Source organism: Nocardia sp. NPDC052566, assembly GCF_044547285.1.
Taxonomy (GTDB): Bacteria; Actinomycetota; Actinomycetes; order Mycobacteriales; family Mycobacteriaceae; genus Nocardia.
The window spans coordinates 20,565-37,931 of record NZ_JBIUAF010000004.1 but is presented as its reverse complement, the minus strand read 5'-3'; the positions used below and the strand labels follow the sequence as shown (position 1 = coordinate 37,931).

The window sequence follows — 17,367 nt, the reverse complement described above, 5'->3', positions numbered from 1 at the left end:
AATGTAACTCCAGTCACATCTATCACAGGAGTGTGCGATGAGTTGCTCGCGAGCTGGGCGAATGGCATTGACGAGCGTCGTGCTGGCCGCCGCGCTGCTGACCACGGCGGCCGTCGGATCGGCGACGCCGTCGGGCCTGGTCGATGCACCGGTGGCGCCGACGCAGCTCATCGCCGCCGCGAAGAAGCAGGACGCGAACCTGCCTGTCTTCGGCGCCAACGACTGGACCTGCAAACCCTCCGCCGCGCACCCGCATCCGGTGGTGCTTGTCCACGGCACGTTCGCACCGCCCGCCGCGGTGTTCGCCGACCTGGCCCCGCTGCTGAAGCTGGACGGCTACTGCCTGTTCGCGCTGCACTATGGGCTGGCGCCGATCCTCGGCGAAGTGCTGCCGGGCGTACAGAAGATCGATCAGGTCGCCGAGGAGCTGTCCACCTACGTCGACGGCGTGCTCGCGGCCACCGGCGCGAAGCAGGTCGATATCGTCGGGCATTCGCTGGGCGGCATGATGCCGCGCCAGTACCTGCGTTTCAACGGCGGCGCCGCGAAAGTGCGCACGCTGGTAGGTATTTCACCCACCAACTACGGCACCGAACTGTTCGGTATCAACCGGCTGGCCCAGCTGCTCAGCCCGGTCCGTGACGGCGTCACCGCGCTGTGTCCGGCGTGCACCGATCAGCTCGACACCTCCGAATTCATCGAGCACCTCAACGCGGGCGGCGATACCGAGCCCGGCGTGGCGTATACGGTGATCGCCTCCCTGCTGGATCAGGTCGCCCAGCCCGCGGTGAAGTCGTCTTTCCTGCGCGACGCCAATCCGAAGGTCGACAACATCCTGCTCCAGGACGTCTGCCCGATCGCCATCGACATGCATCAGACCACCTCGCTGAACCCGCTGGTGATCCGGTTGGTGCGCAACGCGCTCGACCCCGATCACGCGACCGGGGTCGACTGCACCAACCTGATCAACCCGTGACGGTCTTGCCGTCGTAGGCGTCGCGCATGGCCGATCCACCTCCTCCCGGCTGTCGCGGTTCGCACGCGACGGCCCCCGACTGGTCCGGTTCCAGTCGAGGGCCGCGCGGGCGGGTGGTTCGGTCAGCGTTCTCGGGGGCCGATCGGGAAGCCGAGGGCGCCGAAGGTGGCGTTGAGGTTGATTTCGATCTGGGAGAGCAGGGCGTTGAAGTCGGCGAGCATCGAGACGACGTCGTCGGTGCGGCAGCCGATCTGGTCGGGGGCGTTCGGGGCGAGGCGGGACTTCAGCCAGTTGAAGGTCTGGGCCATGCCGAGGGAGGGCAGGGTCAGGTGCTCGCTGAGGTGGTCGCGGGTGTACTGCACCGACGCGCCGCCGGCGCACCAGCGCTGGGACAGCCGATCATTGGTCCACACCGGGACCGCTTCGTCGAAGACGCCCTGGTACAGGAAGATCGGCGCGGTCGGGATGTTGCTGCCGAGCACGGTCGCGTCGAAGACCTCCTTGATCTCCGGCAGTGCGAGGAAGTCGGCGATCGGAAGGGTCAGCAGCCGTTGATAATCCACGAACATCTGGGTCAATGCGTTGCGCGGCAGGCACTGTGCGTTGGTGCGGTCCATCAGCGCCTGCCCCTCGGGGGTCAGGTGCGCGTAGGTCGCATCGTGGAACTTGGGGTACGCCTTGGACAGTGAGGCGATGCCGATGCCGATCAGGCTGGCGAACATCGACCCGTTGACGTGCAGCAGCGACACCACATCCGAGGTCGGCGCACCGAGCGCGATCCCCTTGACGTTCAGTTCCGGCGCATAGCTCGGCTGCATTTCCGCCGCCCAGCCCGAACCCATGCCGCCGCCGGAATAGCCCCACATCGCGACGGGTGTCTCGGCCCCGGCCAACCCGAGTGGCTGGAATCGCTCCGCCGCGCGGATACCGTCGAGCGTCATGTAGCCGGGCTCCTTGGCCACGGCCAGATGTCCTTGCAGGCCTTCGTAATCCGGGATCGAGACGGCCCAGCCCTGGCTGATCAGCGCCGCGAGGGCGATGAGTTCGCTCTGCGAGTGGATGCCCTCGACGCCGGGCAGTCCGGCGCCCTGTTGCAGCACGAACGACGGCGCGCAGTCCGGGCTCGCGCTGTCGTAGTAGAACTGCAGCGACACCAGCGGCCGCGAGCGGTTCGGATCCGCGCCCGCGGGCAGGATCACGGTGCTCACCGCGACCGACGGCTGATCGAAGAGATCGGTGGTGCGGTACATCAGCTGCCAGGACCGCACATTCAGCGGCAGCACGGTCAGCACCGCGAGGCGCACCTCGCGTGAGCGAAGGACGGTGCCGGGTTCCTGGGCTTCGAAACCCGCGGGCGGTTGATAGAACGAATCCTGCGACGGCGGTACCACCGCAGCGGCCGGCGCGGCGTTCATGCCGCCTGCCAGCAGAGTTGTCGCCGTGGCGACGGCCATCCCCACCGCGGCCGCGAGCACGCGCAATCCCTTGTGGCGGGTCCGATCTCCAGTGATCACAGACACGTCGGTCCTTCTTCCTCATCGGTGTGCCAGTGATTACAACACGACATACAGTTATCAACAAGAGCTCTTGTTGAAGTTGCGCCCGCTATGGTCGAAATATGACCCGCAGCAAATCCGCCGCGCGGCCCGACGCGGCCACGGTGCGGCGCCGCATTCGCGGCCTCGACGCCGAGCAGCGCAGCGCGCAGCGGCGCAGTCAATTGTTGGATGCCGCCACGGAACTGTTTGCCGAGCAGAGTTATTCGGGCACATCGATCGAACAGATCTGCCAGCGCGCCTATGTCGGGACGAAGGGTTTCTACGATCACTTCGAGAGCAAGGAAGCGTGTTATATCGCGCTGCTGGAACAGATCACGGTGCAGATTCAGCAGCGGGTGATGGCCGGCGCCGCGGCCGTGGAGGGCCAGGAGTGGCCGCAGCGCGCGCATGCCGTGATCGAGGCCTTCGTCCATGCCATCGCCGACGATCCGCGCCTGGCGAAGGTGACCTTCGGTGAGGCGGGCGGCATCTCGACCACGGTCGACAAGCAACGACGCAGCAACCGCCGCTGGTCGGCGGCCTTCCTCGATCAGCAGTGGTCGGGCACCGGTGACCGTGCCGGTATCGCGCTCGCGCTCGCCACCATCGGCGGAATGTTCGAGCTGGTGGTGGACTGGCTGCACCACCATGACGACGGCGGCGCCCCCGATGCGGTCGCTACGCTGGCCGAAGACCTCAACCGCTTCGTCGATGCGGTCTACGTCGGCCGCGCGGCGATCGCCGCGAAATAGCGAAAAACGGGCCGGTCCTTTCGGACCGGCCCGCCTCGATTGATCAGGCGCCTACTTCGCGCCGCCACCCTTGGACGAGCCCGTGCTGATCGCGCTGAGCACGTCGACGAGCACCTTCGCCAGGCCGGAGCTGCAGGTCGGCGGCTGGGCCGAGGTGCAGCCGCCGGAGCCGGAATCGGCGACCGCGGCGGGCGCCTCGGCTGCGGCGGAGGCCGAGGTGGCGGAGACGAGCTGGCCCGGAACGAGCAGAGCACCGGCCAACACGATTCCTGCGATAGAGCGCTTCATAGATCCTTCTTCTCGATATCCCACCCGACGGTCGTCTCCTCGGAGAGGACGGTAATGCGTCGAAGGTTCTCTCTGAAGCCCTCGATTCCGGGGTTACCGATGCGTCAATGCCGGATGGATCCGGCCCCTGACCTCGCCCAATCCGATACGCGCCAGATCGGGGCCCGGCGCCGTCGCTGTGATGACGACCTCGTCGCCGTCCTCCAGGAAGGTGCGGTGCTGTCCGTTCACCGTGACGGGTTCGGAGCCACCCCACGACAATTCGATGAACGAGCCGCGCTGGTCCCGCTCCGGGCCGGAGATGGTGCCCGAGGCGTAGAGGTCGCCGGTGCGGGTGGCGGCGCCGTTCGCCGTGAGATGGGCCAGCATCTGCGCCGGTGACCAGTACATGCGCGAGAACGGCGGATGCGCGACCGTCTCACCGTTCCAGGACACCGTCAGATCGATGTCCAGCCCCCACTCCTGCTTGCCTTGCAGGTAGGGCAGTGGCTCCGGCGACTGCTCCGGTGTCGGCACGCGGGCCGCGTCGAGCGCGGCGAGCGGCGTGATCCACGCCGACATCGATGTCGCGAACGACTTGCCGAGGAACGGCCCGAGTGGCTGGTACTCCCACGCTTGGATGTCACGGGCGGACCAGTCGTTGATCAGCGCGACGCCGAAGACGTGCTCGGCGAAGTCGTCGGTGTCGATCGAGGTGCCGAGTTCGGAGCCCGCGCCGATCACGAAACCGAGTTCGGCCTCGATGTCGAGCCGCCGCGACGGCCCGAAATCGGGTGTGCCCGAATCCGTTCGGCGCTGGCCGCGCGGGCGCACGATCCGCGTGCCCGACTCGACCACCGTGCCAGCCCTGCCGTGGTAGCCCACCGGCAGATGCCGCCAGTTGGGCAGCAGCGGCTCCGAATCCGGGCGGAAGAGCCTGCCGAGGTTCGTCGCGTGATCGATGCTGGCGTAGAAGTCGACGTAATCGCCGATCTGTACCGGCAGCATCATCCGCACATCGCCGAGCTGATGCAGTGCGGCGGAACGGATTTCGGTATCGACGAGCTCACGTACCCGCTCGCGGACCTCACGCCAGCGATCCGGGCCCTGTGCCAGAAAGGGATTCAGGCTCGGCGCGGTGAACACCGGGTCTGTCAGCGCCATCCCGAGATCGATGACCTGCTCGCCGATCCGCACGCCGACCCGCGGTTCGCCGTCCACCGGCGCGAACACACCGTAGGGCAGGTTGTCCGGGCCGAACAGCGAATCCGCCGGTACTTCGATGCGAGTCTTCACGCGGGCCCCCGTCCCGACCATGTCCACGCGTAGGCGGGGTCCTCGCAGGCCAATGCGCCCTCGCCGAGTTCGAGCGGGCGGAAGGTATCGACCATGACGGCGAGCTCGTCGAAGTACTCCAGTCCGATGCTGCGCTCGTAGGCGCCGGGCTGGGGGCCGTGCGCGTAACCGCCGGGATGCACCGACACCGAACCCTGTTCGATCCCGGATCCCTTGCGCGCCTCGTAGTTTCCGCCGCAGTAGAACATGATCTCGTCGGAGTCCACGTTGGAGTGGTAGTACGGCACCGGGATCGACAGCGGGTGGTAATCGACCTTGCGCGGCACGAAGTTGCACACCACGAAGTTGGTGCCCTCGAAGACCTGATGCGCGGGCGGCGGCTGGTGGATGCGCCCGGTGATCGGCTCGAAATCGGCGATATTGAAGGTGATCGGATACAGGCAGCCGTCCCAGCCGACCACGTCGAACGGATGGGTCGCGTAGATCATCCTGGTGCCGACCACTTTTCCGCCGGGCCGATGCTTGACCAGCACCTCGACATCGGTGCCGGTGGCGCTCAGCGGTTCGGCCGGTCCGTGCAGGTCGCGTTCGCAGTAGGGCGAATTCTCCAGCAGCTGACCGAATTTCGACAGATAGCGCTTCGGCGGGGTGATGTGGCTCGATGCCTCGATGACGTAGGCGCGCAACGGTTCCGGACCGGCGGGCAGCCAGCGGTGGGTGGTCGCCCGCGGGATCAGCACCTGGTCGCCCTGACGCGCCCGCAGCGCGCCGAACACCGTCTCGACCACGGCCGCACCGGATTCCACGTACACCAGCTCGTCGCCGATGGCGTTGCGGTACAGCGGTGAGGCGCCCTTGGCGACCACGTAGGAGATGCGCACGTCGGCGTTGCCGAGTATCAGTCGCCTGCCGGTCACCGGGTCGGTGGTGGACGGCGTATCGCCGGGGAACAGCTCGGGCAGCCGCAGATGCCGGTGCCGCAGTGGATGATTGGGGGTCGTCGTCTGATCCGGCAGCTCCCACACCGTCGAATCCACGATGGCGGGCGGCAGCCCGCGGTGATAGAGCAGCGAGGAATCCCCGGAGAATCCCTCCTCGCCCATCAGCTCCTCGTAGAAGAGCTCCCCGTGCTCGTTGCGGTGCTGGGTATGCCGCTTGGGCGGCACAGCGCCGACTTGCCGGTAAAAAGCCATGGCTCTACCTTCCGCCAGATCAATGGTCGGATGATCCGATTCGCATCCTAGGCTGGGCGGATCCGCACGGGGCCCGCTTTCGGCCCCGCCCGGTTCACCCCGCGCGTACCCCACGGTCCTACCGTGTCCGGCCACGCGGACGCACCGTGTCCGCCACTTGCTGCGCACTGTGCCTAGCCCGCCGCGATCGAGTGCGCATTTTGCGAGGCAGGATGCGCACCTGCCCTCGCGTATTGCCTATGCGGTGCCCGAGTCGATGTTCAGGCGTGGCGCAGCGCGCGGAAGACGGCGGCGCCGACGAACGCGCCGAGCGTCTGCGGCGTCCAATCGCCTTCGCCGCCAAGCAGAGTGCGCACCGCGCCCTCGCCGGCGGAGACCCATAACTCGACAAGCGCGGGCAATTTGTGCTCGGCGTTCTCGGTGCCCCAGGCGCGCAGCGTCGGCCGCAGCAGCTGCGTGCAGCGTTCGACGGCGAGCGTCCGTCCACGGCCGAACGAATCGGCAACGGCCGGATCGGGATTGCCGTACAGCAGCCGCCAAGCGTCGGGGCGTGCGTCGACCTTCTCCAGCAGTGCGCGGAAGCCATCGATGAATACCGCCTCGCCTGCGTCGACATCGCGGTGCAGCAGTACCGCGCGCAGGCCGTCGATCAGATAGCTCTCCTCGCGGTGGATCAGCGATTCGATCAGCTCGACCCGGTCGGCGAAGCAGGCGTACACCACCGGGCGGGTGACGTTCATCCGTTCGGCGATGGCCGCCATGGTGACCGCGGCGATGCCGTCCTCCACCGCGATGGCCAGCGCCGTATCCAGCACCTGCGGGCGGCGGCGCTCCGGGCCGAGATGCTGTGCCCGCTGGCGTGGCTGCACGGCCGACTCGCTACCCATGGCATCCAACATATCAGCGCCTTTGCCCGGATTATGGCTGGTCTCCGGGGTGAAGATCAGCTTCCTACGTCATCGTATAATAATGCTACATTGCTGAATGAAACCGTTCCGGCGACGTTGCCACGGCCGAGGAGCCACCGATGACCGAAACCCTGTTCAACCCGAAGACCTGCGAGTTCGCCGAGTTCGACGCGGAGACCCGCAGGCTGCTGCGCGCGACGGTCGACTGGTTCGAGGCGCGCGGCAAGGCGGCGCTGAAGCGGGATGACCGGGAGCGGATCTGGTACGCCGAGTTCCTCGACTTCGTGAAGCGCGAGCGGGTGTTCGCGACCTTCCTCACCCCGGCGGCCGAGGCGGGCGGCGACCCGAACAAGCGCTGGGACACCGCGCGGAACGCGATGCTCAGCAAGATCCTCGGCTTCTACGGGATGTCCTACTGGTACGTCTGGCAGGTGACGATCCTCGGCCTCGGCCCGATCTGGCAGAGTGGCAACGCCGCCGCCAAGCGCAAGGCCGCCGCCCAGCTCGATTCCGGCGAGATCTTCGCCTTCGGCCTGTCCGAGAAGGAGCACGGCGCCGACGTGTACTCCACCGATATGGTGCTCGAGCCGCAGCCGGGCGGCGGTTACACCGCGACCGGCGGCAAGCACTACATCGGCAACGGCAATCTGGCGGGCATGGTGTCGGTGTTCGGCCGCCGCGCCGACAAGCCGATCATCGACAGTGCCAAGGCGCTGGAAAGCAAGCCGACACAAGAGGATTACGAGGGGTACCTGTTCTTCGTCGCGGACAGCAAGCACAAGAACTACAAATTGCTGCGCAATGTCGTCGACAGCCAGATGTACGTCGCCGCATTCGATCTGGAGCAGTACCCGGTCGCCGAGGAAGACATCCTGCACCGTGGCGAGGAGGCGTTCCATGCCGCGATGAACACGGTCAACGTCGGCAAGTTCAACCTCGGCTTCGGTGCGATCGGCGCCTGCGAACACGCCTACTACGAGGCGATCACGCACGCCGAGAACCGAATACTGTTCGGGCACCGGGTCACCGAATTCCCGCAGGTGCAGGCGCTGATGACCGACTCGTACGCGCGGCTGGTCGGCATGAAGCTCTACAGCGAGCGGGCCATCGACTACATGCGCTCGGCCAACCCCGAGGACCGGCGCTACCTGCTGTTCAACGCGATCGAGAAGATGACCGTCACCCGGCAGGGCCAGAAGATCATCGAGGACCTCGCCGACGTGGTCGCCGCCCGCGGCTTCGAGAACGACATGTACTTCCCGATGGCCATGCTCGGCCTGTTCGGCCTGCCGCGCCTCGAGGGCACGGTACACGTGAACATGGCGCTGTCGCTGAAGTTCATGGCCAACTACATGTTCCACCCGGCCGACGCCGGACTTGCCGCGCTGCGCTACCTGCCAGGAGTCGCACCGAAGGGCGCGGTGCGCGCGGTGTCCGGTGCGCTCAGCTGGTCGAGCCGCAAGCTGGCCCCGCGTGCGGGCGCGGCGGTGCCCGCACTGGCGAAGGAGCTGAAAAACGCCTCCTATCAACCGGTTCCGACCCGTCGCGACGGCGCCGACGACGAATTCCTGTTCCGCCAGGGCCCGAGCAGCGGCCTCGGCCGAATCCGCTTCGTCGACTGGCGCCCGATCTTCGAAAAGTTCGCCCACATACCGAATGTCGCGGTGTTCCTGGAGCAGGCGCTCGCCTTCCAGACGCTGCTCGCCGCCGCCTCGCCCACCGCGGCGCAGCAGCGCGACGTCGACTTCCTCTTCGCGCTCGGCGAGCTGTTCACCGCGCTGCCCTACGCCCAGCTCATCCTGGAACAGGCCGAGATCGAGGGCACGAGCGCGGCCGTACTCGATCAACTCTTCGACGTCTTCGTCCGCGAATTCGCCAAGAACGCACTGACCTTGCACACCAAGCCCGCGGCAACCAAAGCTCAGCAGACTCGTGCCCTCGACTTGGTTCGCCGCCCGGTGGCCGATCGCGCGCGGTTCGATGCCGTGCTCGCCGAGGCCCGCGCCCACGCCGGCGCTTACGAGATGAATCCTTAGATCCCTGCGGCCGCGCCCCGACCCTGTCAGGGTGCGGCCCGTACCTACATCTGGGAACGTCTTCAGCGTCGGCGCTCCGAACGGCAGCGTTACCACGGTGTTGGACACGGGCCCGTCGGTGGCGATCACGAAGCCCGCACCCGCCACACCGAGCGCTCAGTCGGTGAATTCGGCGATCACCGGGGCGTGGTCGCTGGCGCCCTTGCCTTTTCGTTCGTCGCGGTCGACCATCGCGTCTTTCGCGCGGGCGGCGAGGGTGGGGGAGGCAAGGATGAAATCGATGCGCATACCCTCTTTGCGGGGGAAGCGCAGTTGGGTGTAGTCCCAGTAGGTGTATACGCCGGGACCGGGGGCGAAGGGGCGCATGACGTCGGCGAAACCGGATTCGGTGAAGGCGTGGAAGGCGTCGCGCTCCGGCTGGGAGATATGGGTTTTGCCTTCGAAGAATTCGACGGACCAGACGTCGTCGTCGGTCGGTGCGATATTCCAGTCGCCGACCAGGGCTATCTGGTCCTCCGGGTGGTCGGCGAGCCAGCGGGCGCCGTTGGCACGCAGGGCGGCAAGCCATTCCAGCTTGTAGGCATAGTGCGGATCGTCGAGCGCGCGGCCGTTCGGCACATACAGGCTCCATACACGCACGCCGCCGCAGGTGGCGCCGAGCGCGCGCGCTTCGACAACCGGTGTGCTGAGCAGTGATTCGCCCGCGTCCTTGTCGAAGCCGGGCTGATCGGGGAAGGCCTGCTCCACGTCGGTGAGCCCGATGCGCGAGGCGATCGCGACGCCGTTCCACTGGTTCAGCCCGAAATGGGCGACCTCATAACCGAGTTCGTCGAAGCGCTCATAGGGGAACTGGTCGTCGCGGCATTTGGTCTCCTGGATCGCGAGCACATCGATGTCCTGGCGGTCCAGGAACTCCGCGACCCGGTCGATACGGGAGCGGATCGAGTTGACGTTCCAGGTCGCGAGGCGCACGACAGACCTTCCTTCGCATGGGTTATAGGACTTTTCTACCGGAGCCCGGCTGGTTCAGCGAGTGCCCTCCGGCGTGGCGTAACGGTACGAGTGGTGTTCGATGAACCCCAGGTCGCGGTACAGCGCGAGCGCGCCGGTGTTGTCGGCCTCCACCTGTATATAGGCGTGCGTCGCGCCGCGGTCGCTGCCCCACCGGAGCAGTTCGGCGCACACCAGCGTGCCGAGCCCGCGCCTGCGATGCGCCGCGCCGACCGCGACGCAGGTGAGCCCGATCCATGTGCGGCCGTCCGGCGCGGTGGTGAGCGCGCCGCGCCCGATCGCGATCGGCTCGGGCAGCCCGAGCGAGGCGAAACCGAGCACGCCGTTGTGCACCGACGTGAGCACCTCGATATCCGGAACCTCTTGTCCCGCAGGGTCTTCCCCGCCGTAGCGCTGCATCGCCAGCCAGGCGGCATCGGGCTCGGCGGCGATGCGCACCATCGACGGCCCCTGTGGCAGCACGAAATTCTCGATATCGATGGCGAGCAGGACCGTCTCGCGAAAGCCGCGCCAGCCCGGCGGGATCGGCGCGAGGCGATCGGGCAGCGCGAGCTGCACCGGCAGCCCGTGCGCGGTATACCACTCGCCTATCCGGTGCAGCGTCTCCGCCGCGATCACCGCCGGTCCATCGGAGCTGCCAAGCGGCACAGCGGAATTGGCGCGGCTGGTGTAGCCGCGCCCGGCGCGCAGCAGCCAGCCGTCGATCCACGCCCGCTCGAGTCCCGGCCAGCCGTCGGCGGCGGCGGCCTCGACGGCCCGGATCTCCCGTATGCGAATCGGCCTCGGCCCCAAGGCCTTCAGCGCGACAACCCGGTCCGGCGCGACTGCGACGACCTGCCCGTCGGCGCCGCGCACGGTCGGCGGATCGAGCGAGACGAGCTCGCCGATCACATCGGTGAGCGGCTGTGGATAACCGGCGGGCAGCCGATAGCGCAGCACCACCCGGCGGCCGAGCGGAATGTCCGGCAGCGACACCGGTTCAGTCGTCGTGCCCGAACGGGTCGGGCACGGTGCCCGGGATCCAGCTGAGTCCCGGTGCGCCCCAGCCGTTTCGCTTGATCGCCTTCTTGGCCGCGCGGGCATTGCGGCCGATCAGCACGTCCACGTAGAGGAAACCGTCGAGGTGCCCGACCTCGTGCTGCAGCATCCTGGCGAAGAAGCCCTTGCCCTCGATCTCGACCGGGTTGCCGTGCTCGTCGGTGCCGGTGACCTTGGCCCAATCGGCGCGGCCGGTGGGGAACTGTTCGCCGGGGACCGAGAGGCAGCCCTCTTCGTCCTCGTCCGGATCCGGCATGGTCTCCGGCAGGTCCGAGGTCTCCAGTACCGGGTTGATCACCGCACCGCGCCGCCGCGTCGCGGTGCCGTCCGCCGCGACGTCGGGGCAGTCGTAGACGAACAGCCGTAGCGGGACGCCGACCTGGTTGGCGGCGAGGCCGACGCCGTGCGCCTCGTCGAGGGTGTCGTACATATCCGCGATCAGCTCGGCCAGTTCCTCCGGAGTCTGGCTGACCTGTTCGGTGGGATTGTGCAGAACGGGGTCACCAACGATCACGATAGGGAGGATTGCCATGGGGTAATTATGGCCGCGCCCGTCGTCGCGGTCGCGACACACCCCCTACCTGCCGGTAACCGAACACGCCGAGCGGGTGGCCCGGCAATCCGAGCGGCCCGTGGTTGAATGATCCGCGACGTACAAGCATCATTTTTCGTCTGGTGGTTACTCGGCGAGGGAGCAAGATGGACGGCGCAGCGGCACGGAATCTTTCCGCGATCCAGGACGGTCCTTCCGCGAACGACGACGAAGCCACGGTAGGGGGCTCGACAGTGGTGGGCGACCTATCGGCGCAGGCCGATACCGAGGACGGTGACGGCCTCAGCCGTCGCGAACACGAAATCCTGGCCTTCGAGCGGCAGTGGTGGAAGTACGCCGGCGCCAAGGAAGAGGCCATCCGCGAGCTGTTCGGCATGTCGCCGACCCGCTACTACCAGGTGCTCAACGCGGTCGTCGATCGGCAGGAGGCCATGGCCGCCGACCCGATGCTGGTGAAACGGCTGCGGCGGTTGCGGGCGAGCAGGCAGAAGTCCAGAGCCGCGCGGCGTCTCGGCTTTCAAGTCTGAGTTGCGACTAGGGTCATTAGAGTGAGCTACCCGAATTCCACCTCCGGTGGACCGCCATTGCGCGCGCTCGCGATGGTGTTGATCGCGCTTGCCATCGTCTTCGGTGGTCTCGGCGCGATGTCGTTGTCGAGTTCCGATTCGGACAGCAACGGAGCGGGCTCCACCAGCACGTCGGGTACCGCGGCGCCGCAGGTGACGGCGCCCGCCAAGACCACCGTCGCGGCGCCGCCGGTCACGGGCGCCCCGAGCAGCGCGGCGGCCAGTACCCCGCCGGTGACAAGCACCACCCCGCCGGTAACCACCACTGCCGCACCCACGTTGCCGCCGACGACCACGAGTGCCGCTGCGACGGTGAATCATTCGATTCCGGTGCGGGTGCTCAACAACAGCCTGGTGGTCGGCCTCGCGGCGCGCACCGCGAGCCAGCTCAACGCCAACGGCTGGAGCAATACCCAGACCGGTAACTATCCCGGCGAGAACGTCGCGAAAACGACTGTGTACTACGGCAACTCACCTGGTGAACGGGAAGCGGCACTGGAGATCGCGAGCGAACTCGGCGTCACCGCCGAACCGCGCGGCGCCGGGCTGTCGGATCAGGGTTCCGGCGTCATCGTCATCGTCACCGGCAACTGAGGTCACCGGCGCACGGCGTGTCCGATGCAACACGGCCCTGTCATGGTCTGACACGGCAGGCGTGGCATCATCTTGTCCGGTAATGATCGTGCCCACGTAGCTCTGCTCGTAAGCTTGGTACTCGTAAAGGAGTTCCCCGATGGCCCCGTCCACAACTCGTCGCCCGTCCTGGCGGACTGTGACCCCGGTGCTTGCGGTCGCGGTCTTCGGCCTCGCTGCCTGTTCGAGCAGCCAGGAGTCGAGCGACGTCAAGGGAACGAACCCGCCGGTCTGGACCGGTGCGGCCGCGCCGCCCTCCGCCGAATTCGGCAAGGAGAAGGGCGACGCCTTCGCGAACCCGGGCGCCAAGGTCGACCTGAAGGACGCCGCCGGCGCCTCGGTCGGTACGGCGAACATCACCAAGGACGGCAACTTCCTCAAGGTCGCCGTCACGGCGAACGGCCTGCGCCCCGGCTTCCACGGTCTGCACTTCCATCAGATCGGCAAGTGTGAGGCCAATTCGGTGGCCCCCACCGGCGGCGCCGCCGGCGCGTTCCTGTCCGCGGGTGGACATCTGCAGGTCGGCAGCGCCAACGCGCACCCGGCCAGCGGTGATCTGACCTCGCTGGAGGTGCGCCAGGACGGCAGCGCCCAGCTGGCCACCACCACCGACACGGTGACGCTGGACGATCTCAAGGGCAAGGCCCTGATCATCCACGCCGACGCCGACAACTTCGGCAACATTCCCAACCGCTATGTTCGCGCCGACGGCGTCGCGGGCCCCGACGATACGACGCTAGCCACGGGCGACGCGGGCGGCCGCGTCGCCTGCGGTGTCGTGCAATAGGTAGGTCCACATGACCGGGGCAAAGATCGAGTCGGTTCCCTTCAAAGGCTCGCCCCGGCCCACGATCGGTATCGAATGGGAGATCGCGCTTGTCGACAAGGTGACGCGCGATCTGTCCAATACCGCCGCAGCCGTCTTCGACGTGGTCGGTGATCGGCGCGCCCATGACGGCACGCCGCAGGTGACGAAGGAATTGCTGCGCAATACCGTCGAGATCGTCACCGGCGTGCACAGCACCGTCGGTGAGGCGGTCGAGGATCTGCACGGCACCATGGACGCGGTGCGCCGCGCCGCGGATCCGCTCGGGGTCGATTTGTTCTGCGCGGGCACGCATCCGTTCGCCCAGTGGTCGGCGCAGCAGCTGACCCGCTCCGAGCATTACGACGAGCTGATCGAGCGCACCCAGTGGTGGGGTCGCCAGATGATGATCTGGGGCGTGCACGTGCACGTCGGAGTCTCGCACCGGGACAAGGTCTTTCCGATCCTGAACGCGCTGTTGTTCGCGCATCCGCACCTGCTCGCGCTGTCCGCGTCCTCGCCGATGTGGGCGGGCTCGGACACCGGTTACGCGAGCAACCGCACCCTGATGTTCCAGCAGCTGCCGACGGCCGGGCTGCCGTTCCAGTTCGAAAACTGGATCCAGTTCGAGCATTTCGTGCACGACCAGCTGAAAACCGGTGTGTTCGAACAGCTCGGCGGTATGCACTGGGATATCCGGCCCGCGCCCAAGTGGGGCACCATCGAGGTGCGCATCTGCGACGGCCTGTCCACCCGCAGCGAGCTGGCCGCGATGGCCGCGATGATCCACTGCCTGATCGTCGATCTGGACCGCAGGATCGATAACGGGGAGAAGCTGCCGACACCGCTGCCGCCGTGGCATGTGCAGGAGAACAAGTGGCGGGCCGCGCGGTACGGCCTCGACGCGATCATCATCACCGATGCCGACAGCAACGAGCGATTGGTCACCGAGGATCTCGACGAGCTGCTGAACCGGCTGGAGCCGACCGCCGAGCGGCTCGGCTGCGCGAAGGAGCTGGCATTCGCCGCCGAGATCCCGCGGCGCGGCGCCTCCTATCAGCGCCAGCGCAAGGTGGCGGCGGCCGCGCAAGGCGACCTGGTCGCGGTGGTCGACGCCCTGGTCAAGGAGCTGGACGAGTAGCTCCCCGGACCGTGCAGGTCGGCTTTCGTTCAGCTGGCCAGGGGGATGACGTTCACCGCCCGTTTACTATGGTCGGATGCTTGTCGAAGACCCGGGATCGAGAGTAGGCGGCGCCGCCCAGCGGGTGCGCGCGCCGGGTCGCCGGATCTGGGGCGCCGCCGGAATCGCCGCGGTGCCGGTGCTGCTCATCGCGTTGCAGCTCGGTTCGATCGGTAACGATTTCGAGGGACCGCTCGGCAGCCTGTGGCACGACTACGTCGGCACCCCCAAATCCATGTCGGTGCCGTGGGCGGGCCTGGTACTGGCGCTGGTGGGACTTCCCATGCGGCGCAGGCTGATCGCGCTCGGCATCGCCGTCGGCATCGACGCGGTGTGGCTGGGCATCCGGCTGCTCGCCGATCAGCCCTTCGCACTCGGCAACGGCCCGACGATCGTGCTGACCGGTATCGCGGTGGTCGCCGCGCTGCGCTGGCACGGCGCCGAGCGGCGCAACGCGCTGCATGCCGCCGCGCTCGGCGCGCTGCTGGTCCTGGCCACCAAGGTCGGTGACGTCTGGCTGCACATCACCATCGTCACCAGGCCGAAGGTGTACGACGCCTATGTGGTCCTCGCCGATCACGCGCTCGGTGATCCGTCCTGGGTGATGGGCCGCGTCCTCGACGCGCTCGGCCCCGCCGTCTACGCGGTACTGCACTGGGTGTACATCGAACTGCCCGTCGCGGCCATCGTGGTCGCCGTCTGGCAGCTGCGCCGGGTGGTGCGCAGCGGCGTCTGGCCGAACCACTACCTGGTGCGCACGTTCCTCGTGCTCGGCCTGCTCGGCCCGGTCGTCTATGTGATCTTCCCGGTGGTCGGTCCGATGTTCGCCTTCGGGCCCGACGGCCACGGCCTGCAGCTCGGTAACTTCTGGCCCGGCCTGCTGCCGCCCATCGACCACACCCCGGCGCCGATGTCCTTCGATACCGTGACCCCGCGCAACTGCATGCCCTCCATGCACACCGCGTGGGCGCTGTCGGTATTCCTGCACACCCGCCGCGACACCGACGGCACCCTGGCGCCCTTCTGGTTGCGCGCCCTCGGCACGTTCTGGCTCCTGGCCACCTTGGCCGCCACCCTCGGCTTCGGCTACCACTACGGCGTCGATCTCGTCGCGGGCGCGGTGCTGTGCCTCACCATCGAGTCGGCGCTGCGCGCACCCGACCGCGGCTGGGGCTGGTTCCGCATCCGGCTGATCGCATTGGGCACGGTGATACTGGCCGTGCTGCTGCTCGGCTACCGCTACCTCGCCGTGCAGATGGCCGAATACCCGGTGCTCGCAGGCACTATCGTGCTCGCGCTGCTGGCAGGCCTGGCCGCCGCCTTCCACGCCACCTGGTTCGCGCGCCACCCCCACGGCGTCGCGCCGAGCCGGGAAACCGAGCACGCGACGCACTGATCAGCCGAGGTCGTCGCCCAGTTCGTTGACGCGGAGGAGGCCGTCGCGGTCGCGTTGTTCGCGGTAGGCGGTGCGGCCGATGAGGTGGGCGATGACCGGTGCGGTGAGCAGGGTGAACAGGCCGACCAGAGCGAGGGCCCAGATGTTGCCGTGCCCGCGCAGCTGGATCATCGCGCCCGCGAGGATCAGGATCAGGCCGATCACTTGGGGTTTGGTGGCGGCGTGCATGCGCGAGAGGGTGTCGGGGAAGCGGACGATCGCGATGGCGGCGGTCAGCGCGAGGGTGGCGCCGGTCAGGATCAGCCCGCCGGATATCCACTCCCACACCGTTTCTCCCGCGCTCACCGGTCGTCCCTGACGCGGAAGCGGGAGACGGCGGCCGAGCCGAGGAAGCCGACCAGCGACAGCGCGACGATGGCAGGCACGACCGTGGCGTCATCGCTGTAGGCGGCCCAAACGGCAAGGCCGGCAGCGGCGATGGCGGTGAGCGAATCGATGCCGACGATGCGATCCAGCGTGCTCGGCCCGGCGAGCACGCGGTAGCTGGTCAGCCCGGCCGCGCCGAGCAGCAGGACACCGGCCACTACCGCGACGACCGTCATTGCTGTGCCTCCTGTGTCATGACCGCTAGGCCTGCGTGGTTACGCTGCGCTGCCGGCTCCGGCCCTGACGCGGTCATGACGGGACCTCCTTCTGCCACGCCGACTCGTCCCATTCGGCGGGACGCTCGAACGAGGCGATGAGTAACTGCTCCAAACGCTTTGTGGTGCGGTAGAAGTGCTGCACCGCGGCATCGCTGCCGACATCGAGGACGTGCACGTAGACCAGCCGACGCTCGCGGTCGATCTCGAGCACCATGGTGCCGGGGATGACGTTCAGCAGATCCGAGCACAGCACGAGCACCAGATCGGATTTGATCTCCAGCCGGACCCGCAGCACGCCGGAGATCGGCGGCGGCGCGGGCCGGATCGCGAACCAGGCGATCTGCAAACTGGATTCGAGCGCGTAATAGGCGCTCAGCGCGATCAGCCTGACCAGCGACAGCAGATGAACGCGCCCCGCCACCGGCACCCGTGGCAGCGGCAGGGCGAGCATGATGATCGCGCCGATGACAAGGCCCGCAACGATATTGGCGACGGACAAGTCACCCCACAGCGCCACGTAGACGACGGTGAGCCAGATCAGCACGCCCACCTGGACCAATCGTTCCCGGCTCACC

General features: G+C 67.6%; 19 protein-coding genes. 8 read left to right on the top strand and 11 right to left on the bottom strand.

Annotated elements, in window-relative coordinates:
- Positions 1-61 precede the first annotated feature (61 nt).
- Positions 62-976 (top strand): esterase/lipase family protein, encoded by a 915-nt coding sequence (locus ACIG5A_RS19850; RefSeq protein ID WP_397241969.1) that lies wholly within the window; start codon positions 62-64, stop codon positions 974-976.
- Positions 977-1,098: 122 nt separating this feature from the next.
- On the opposite strand, the gene ACIG5A_RS19845 is transcribed toward ACIG5A_RS19850, so the two are convergent.
- Positions 1,099-2,496, bottom strand: coding sequence for a lipase family protein (locus tag ACIG5A_RS19845; protein ID WP_397241967.1), 1,398 nt, complete (start codon positions 2,494-2,496; stop codon positions 1,099-1,101).
- A gap of 98 nt (positions 2,497-2,594) precedes the next feature.
- On the opposite strand from ACIG5A_RS19845, the gene ACIG5A_RS19840 reads away from it, so the two are divergent.
- Positions 2,595-3,266 (top strand): TetR/AcrR family transcriptional regulator, encoded by a 672-nt coding sequence (locus ACIG5A_RS19840; RefSeq protein WP_397241965.1) that lies wholly within the window; start codon positions 2,595-2,597, stop codon positions 3,264-3,266.
- Positions 3,267-3,317: 51 nt separating this feature from the next.
- On the opposite strand, the gene ACIG5A_RS19835 is transcribed toward ACIG5A_RS19840, so the two are convergent.
- The 4 genes from ACIG5A_RS19835 to ACIG5A_RS19820 form a co-directional block, all read right to left on the bottom strand.
- Positions 3,318-3,554: a hypothetical protein gene (locus ACIG5A_RS19835; protein WP_397241963.1), complete on the bottom strand. Its 237-nt coding sequence runs from the start codon at positions 3,552-3,554 to the stop codon at positions 3,318-3,320.
- Positions 3,555-3,647: 93 nt separating this feature from the next.
- A complete protein-coding gene (fahA, locus tag ACIG5A_RS19830; protein WP_397243908.1) occupies positions 3,648-4,850 on the bottom strand; it encodes a fumarylacetoacetase in 1,203 nt (400 codons plus the stop codon).
- Positions 4,826-6,022: a homogentisate 1,2-dioxygenase gene (locus ACIG5A_RS19825; protein ID WP_397241961.1), complete on the bottom strand. Its 1,197-nt coding sequence runs from the start codon at positions 6,020-6,022 to the stop codon at positions 4,826-4,828. The genes fahA and ACIG5A_RS19825 overlap by 25 nt, the downstream gene beginning before the upstream one ends.
- A gap of 260 nt (positions 6,023-6,282) precedes the next feature.
- Entirely contained in the window at positions 6,283-6,909 is a 627-nt protein-coding gene (locus ACIG5A_RS19820) for a TetR/AcrR family transcriptional regulator (protein WP_397241959.1), read from the bottom strand.
- Positions 6,910-7,049: 140 nt separating this feature from the next.
- On the opposite strand from ACIG5A_RS19820, the gene ACIG5A_RS19815 reads away from it, so the two are divergent.
- Complete coding sequence (locus tag ACIG5A_RS19815; RefSeq protein ID WP_397241957.1) at positions 7,050-8,966, top strand: acyl-CoA dehydrogenase family protein; 1,917 nt, start codon at positions 7,050-7,052, stop codon at positions 8,964-8,966.
- Positions 8,967-9,122: 156 nt separating this feature from the next.
- Here the strand turns inward: ACIG5A_RS19815 and ACIG5A_RS19810 are convergent, their stop codons facing one another.
- The 3 genes from ACIG5A_RS19810 to ACIG5A_RS19800 are packed head-to-tail and all read right to left on the bottom strand — an operon-like array spanning position 9,123 to position 11,547.
- Positions 9,123-9,938 carry an exodeoxyribonuclease III gene (locus tag ACIG5A_RS19810; protein ID WP_397241955.1) on the bottom strand — a complete coding sequence of 272 codons (816 nt, stop codon included), beginning with the start codon at positions 9,936-9,938 and terminating at the stop codon, positions 9,123-9,125.
- A gap of 54 nt (positions 9,939-9,992) precedes the next feature.
- On the bottom strand, positions 9,993-10,952 hold the full coding sequence (locus tag ACIG5A_RS19805) for a GNAT family N-acetyltransferase (protein ID WP_397241953.1): 960 nt from the start codon (positions 10,950-10,952) through the stop codon (positions 9,993-9,995).
- Positions 10,953-10,956: 4 nt separating this feature from the next.
- Positions 10,957-11,547 carry a peptide deformylase gene (locus tag ACIG5A_RS19800; protein WP_397241951.1) on the bottom strand — a complete coding sequence of 197 codons (591 nt, stop codon included), beginning with the start codon at positions 11,545-11,547 and terminating at the stop codon, positions 10,957-10,959.
- Positions 11,548-11,714: 167 nt separating this feature from the next.
- Between ACIG5A_RS19800 and ACIG5A_RS19795 the strand changes: the two genes are divergently transcribed.
- The 5 genes from ACIG5A_RS19795 to ACIG5A_RS19775 all read left to right on the top strand — a co-directional run bounded on the left by ACIG5A_RS19795 (position 11,715) and on the right by ACIG5A_RS19775 (position 16,148).
- Complete coding sequence (locus ACIG5A_RS19795; RefSeq protein WP_397241949.1) at positions 11,715-12,095, top strand: DUF3263 domain-containing protein; 381 nt, start codon at positions 11,715-11,717, stop codon at positions 12,093-12,095.
- Between the two features lie 21 nt (positions 12,096-12,116).
- Positions 12,117-12,728 carry a LytR C-terminal domain-containing protein gene (locus ACIG5A_RS19790; RefSeq protein ID WP_397241947.1) on the top strand — a complete coding sequence of 204 codons (612 nt, stop codon included), beginning with the start codon at positions 12,117-12,119 and terminating at the stop codon, positions 12,726-12,728.
- A gap of 139 nt (positions 12,729-12,867) precedes the next feature.
- Complete coding sequence (gene sodC, locus ACIG5A_RS19785; RefSeq protein ID WP_397241945.1) at positions 12,868-13,554, top strand: superoxide dismutase[Cu-Zn]; 687 nt, start codon at positions 12,868-12,870, stop codon at positions 13,552-13,554.
- 10 nt (positions 13,555-13,564) lie between these two features.
- Positions 13,565-14,713, top strand: coding sequence for a glutamate--cysteine ligase (locus tag ACIG5A_RS19780; protein WP_397241943.1), 1,149 nt, complete (start codon positions 13,565-13,567; stop codon positions 14,711-14,713).
- A gap of 76 nt (positions 14,714-14,789) precedes the next feature.
- Positions 14,790-16,148: a DUF5933 domain-containing protein gene (locus ACIG5A_RS19775; RefSeq protein WP_397241941.1), complete on the top strand. Its 1,359-nt coding sequence runs from the start codon at positions 14,790-14,792 to the stop codon at positions 16,146-16,148.
- Here ACIG5A_RS19775 and mnhG read toward each other — a convergent pair whose 3' ends face one another.
- The 3 genes from mnhG to ACIG5A_RS19760 all read right to left on the bottom strand — a co-directional run bounded on the left by mnhG (position 16,149) and on the right by ACIG5A_RS19760 (position 17,366).
- Entirely contained in the window at positions 16,149-16,493 is a 345-nt protein-coding gene (mnhG, locus tag ACIG5A_RS19770) for a monovalent cation/H(+) antiporter subunit G (RefSeq protein WP_397241939.1), read from the bottom strand. It lies immediately after the preceding gene.
- Positions 16,490-16,750 carry a monovalent cation/H+ antiporter complex subunit F gene (locus ACIG5A_RS19765; RefSeq protein ID WP_397241937.1) on the bottom strand — a complete coding sequence of 87 codons (261 nt, stop codon included), beginning with the start codon at positions 16,748-16,750 and terminating at the stop codon, positions 16,490-16,492. The genes mnhG and ACIG5A_RS19765 overlap by 4 nt, the downstream gene beginning before the upstream one ends.
- 73 nt (positions 16,751-16,823) lie before the next feature.
- Entirely contained in the window at positions 16,824-17,366 is a 543-nt protein-coding gene (locus ACIG5A_RS19760) for a Na+/H+ antiporter subunit E (protein WP_397243906.1), read from the bottom strand.
- Position 17,367 lies beyond the last annotated feature (1 nt).

Bases quoted from the DNA above. Each gene is read 5' to 3' on its own strand.
- ACIG5A_RS19850 (WP_397241969.1), top strand. From the start codon at position 62: ATGGCATTGACGAGCGTCGTGCTGGCCGCCGCGCTGCTGACCACGGCG.
- ACIG5A_RS19840 (WP_397241965.1), top strand. From the start codon at position 2,595: ATGACCCGCAGCAAATCCGCCGCGCGGCCCGACGCGGCCACGGTGCGG.
- ACIG5A_RS19835 (WP_397241963.1), bottom strand. From the start codon at position 3,554: ATGAAGCGCTCTATCGCAGGAATCGTGTTGGCCGGTGCTCTGCTCGTT.
- fahA (WP_397243908.1), bottom strand. From the start codon at position 4,850: ATGGTCGGGACGGGGGCCCGCGTGAAGACTCGCATCGAAGTACCGGCG.
- ACIG5A_RS19825 (WP_397241961.1), bottom strand. From the start codon at position 6,022: ATGGCTTTTTACCGGCAAGTCGGCGCTGTGCCGCCCAAGCGGCATACC.
- ACIG5A_RS19820 (WP_397241959.1), bottom strand. From the start codon at position 6,909: ATGGGTAGCGAGTCGGCCGTGCAGCCACGCCAGCGGGCACAGCATCTC.
- ACIG5A_RS19815 (WP_397241957.1), top strand. From the start codon at position 7,050: ATGACCGAAACCCTGTTCAACCCGAAGACCTGCGAGTTCGCCGAGTTC.
- ACIG5A_RS19800 (WP_397241951.1), bottom strand. From the start codon at position 11,547: ATGGCAATCCTCCCTATCGTGATCGTTGGTGACCCCGTTCTGCACAAT.
- ACIG5A_RS19795 (WP_397241949.1), top strand. From the start codon at position 11,715: ATGGACGGCGCAGCGGCACGGAATCTTTCCGCGATCCAGGACGGTCCT.
- sodC (WP_397241945.1), top strand. From the start codon at position 12,868: ATGGCCCCGTCCACAACTCGTCGCCCGTCCTGGCGGACTGTGACCCCG.
- ACIG5A_RS19780 (WP_397241943.1), top strand. From the start codon at position 13,565: ATGACCGGGGCAAAGATCGAGTCGGTTCCCTTCAAAGGCTCGCCCCGG.
- ACIG5A_RS19775 (WP_397241941.1), top strand. From the start codon at position 14,790: ATGCTTGTCGAAGACCCGGGATCGAGAGTAGGCGGCGCCGCCCAGCGG.
- ACIG5A_RS19765 (WP_397241937.1), bottom strand. From the start codon at position 16,750: ATGACGGTCGTCGCGGTAGTGGCCGGTGTCCTGCTGCTCGGCGCGGCC.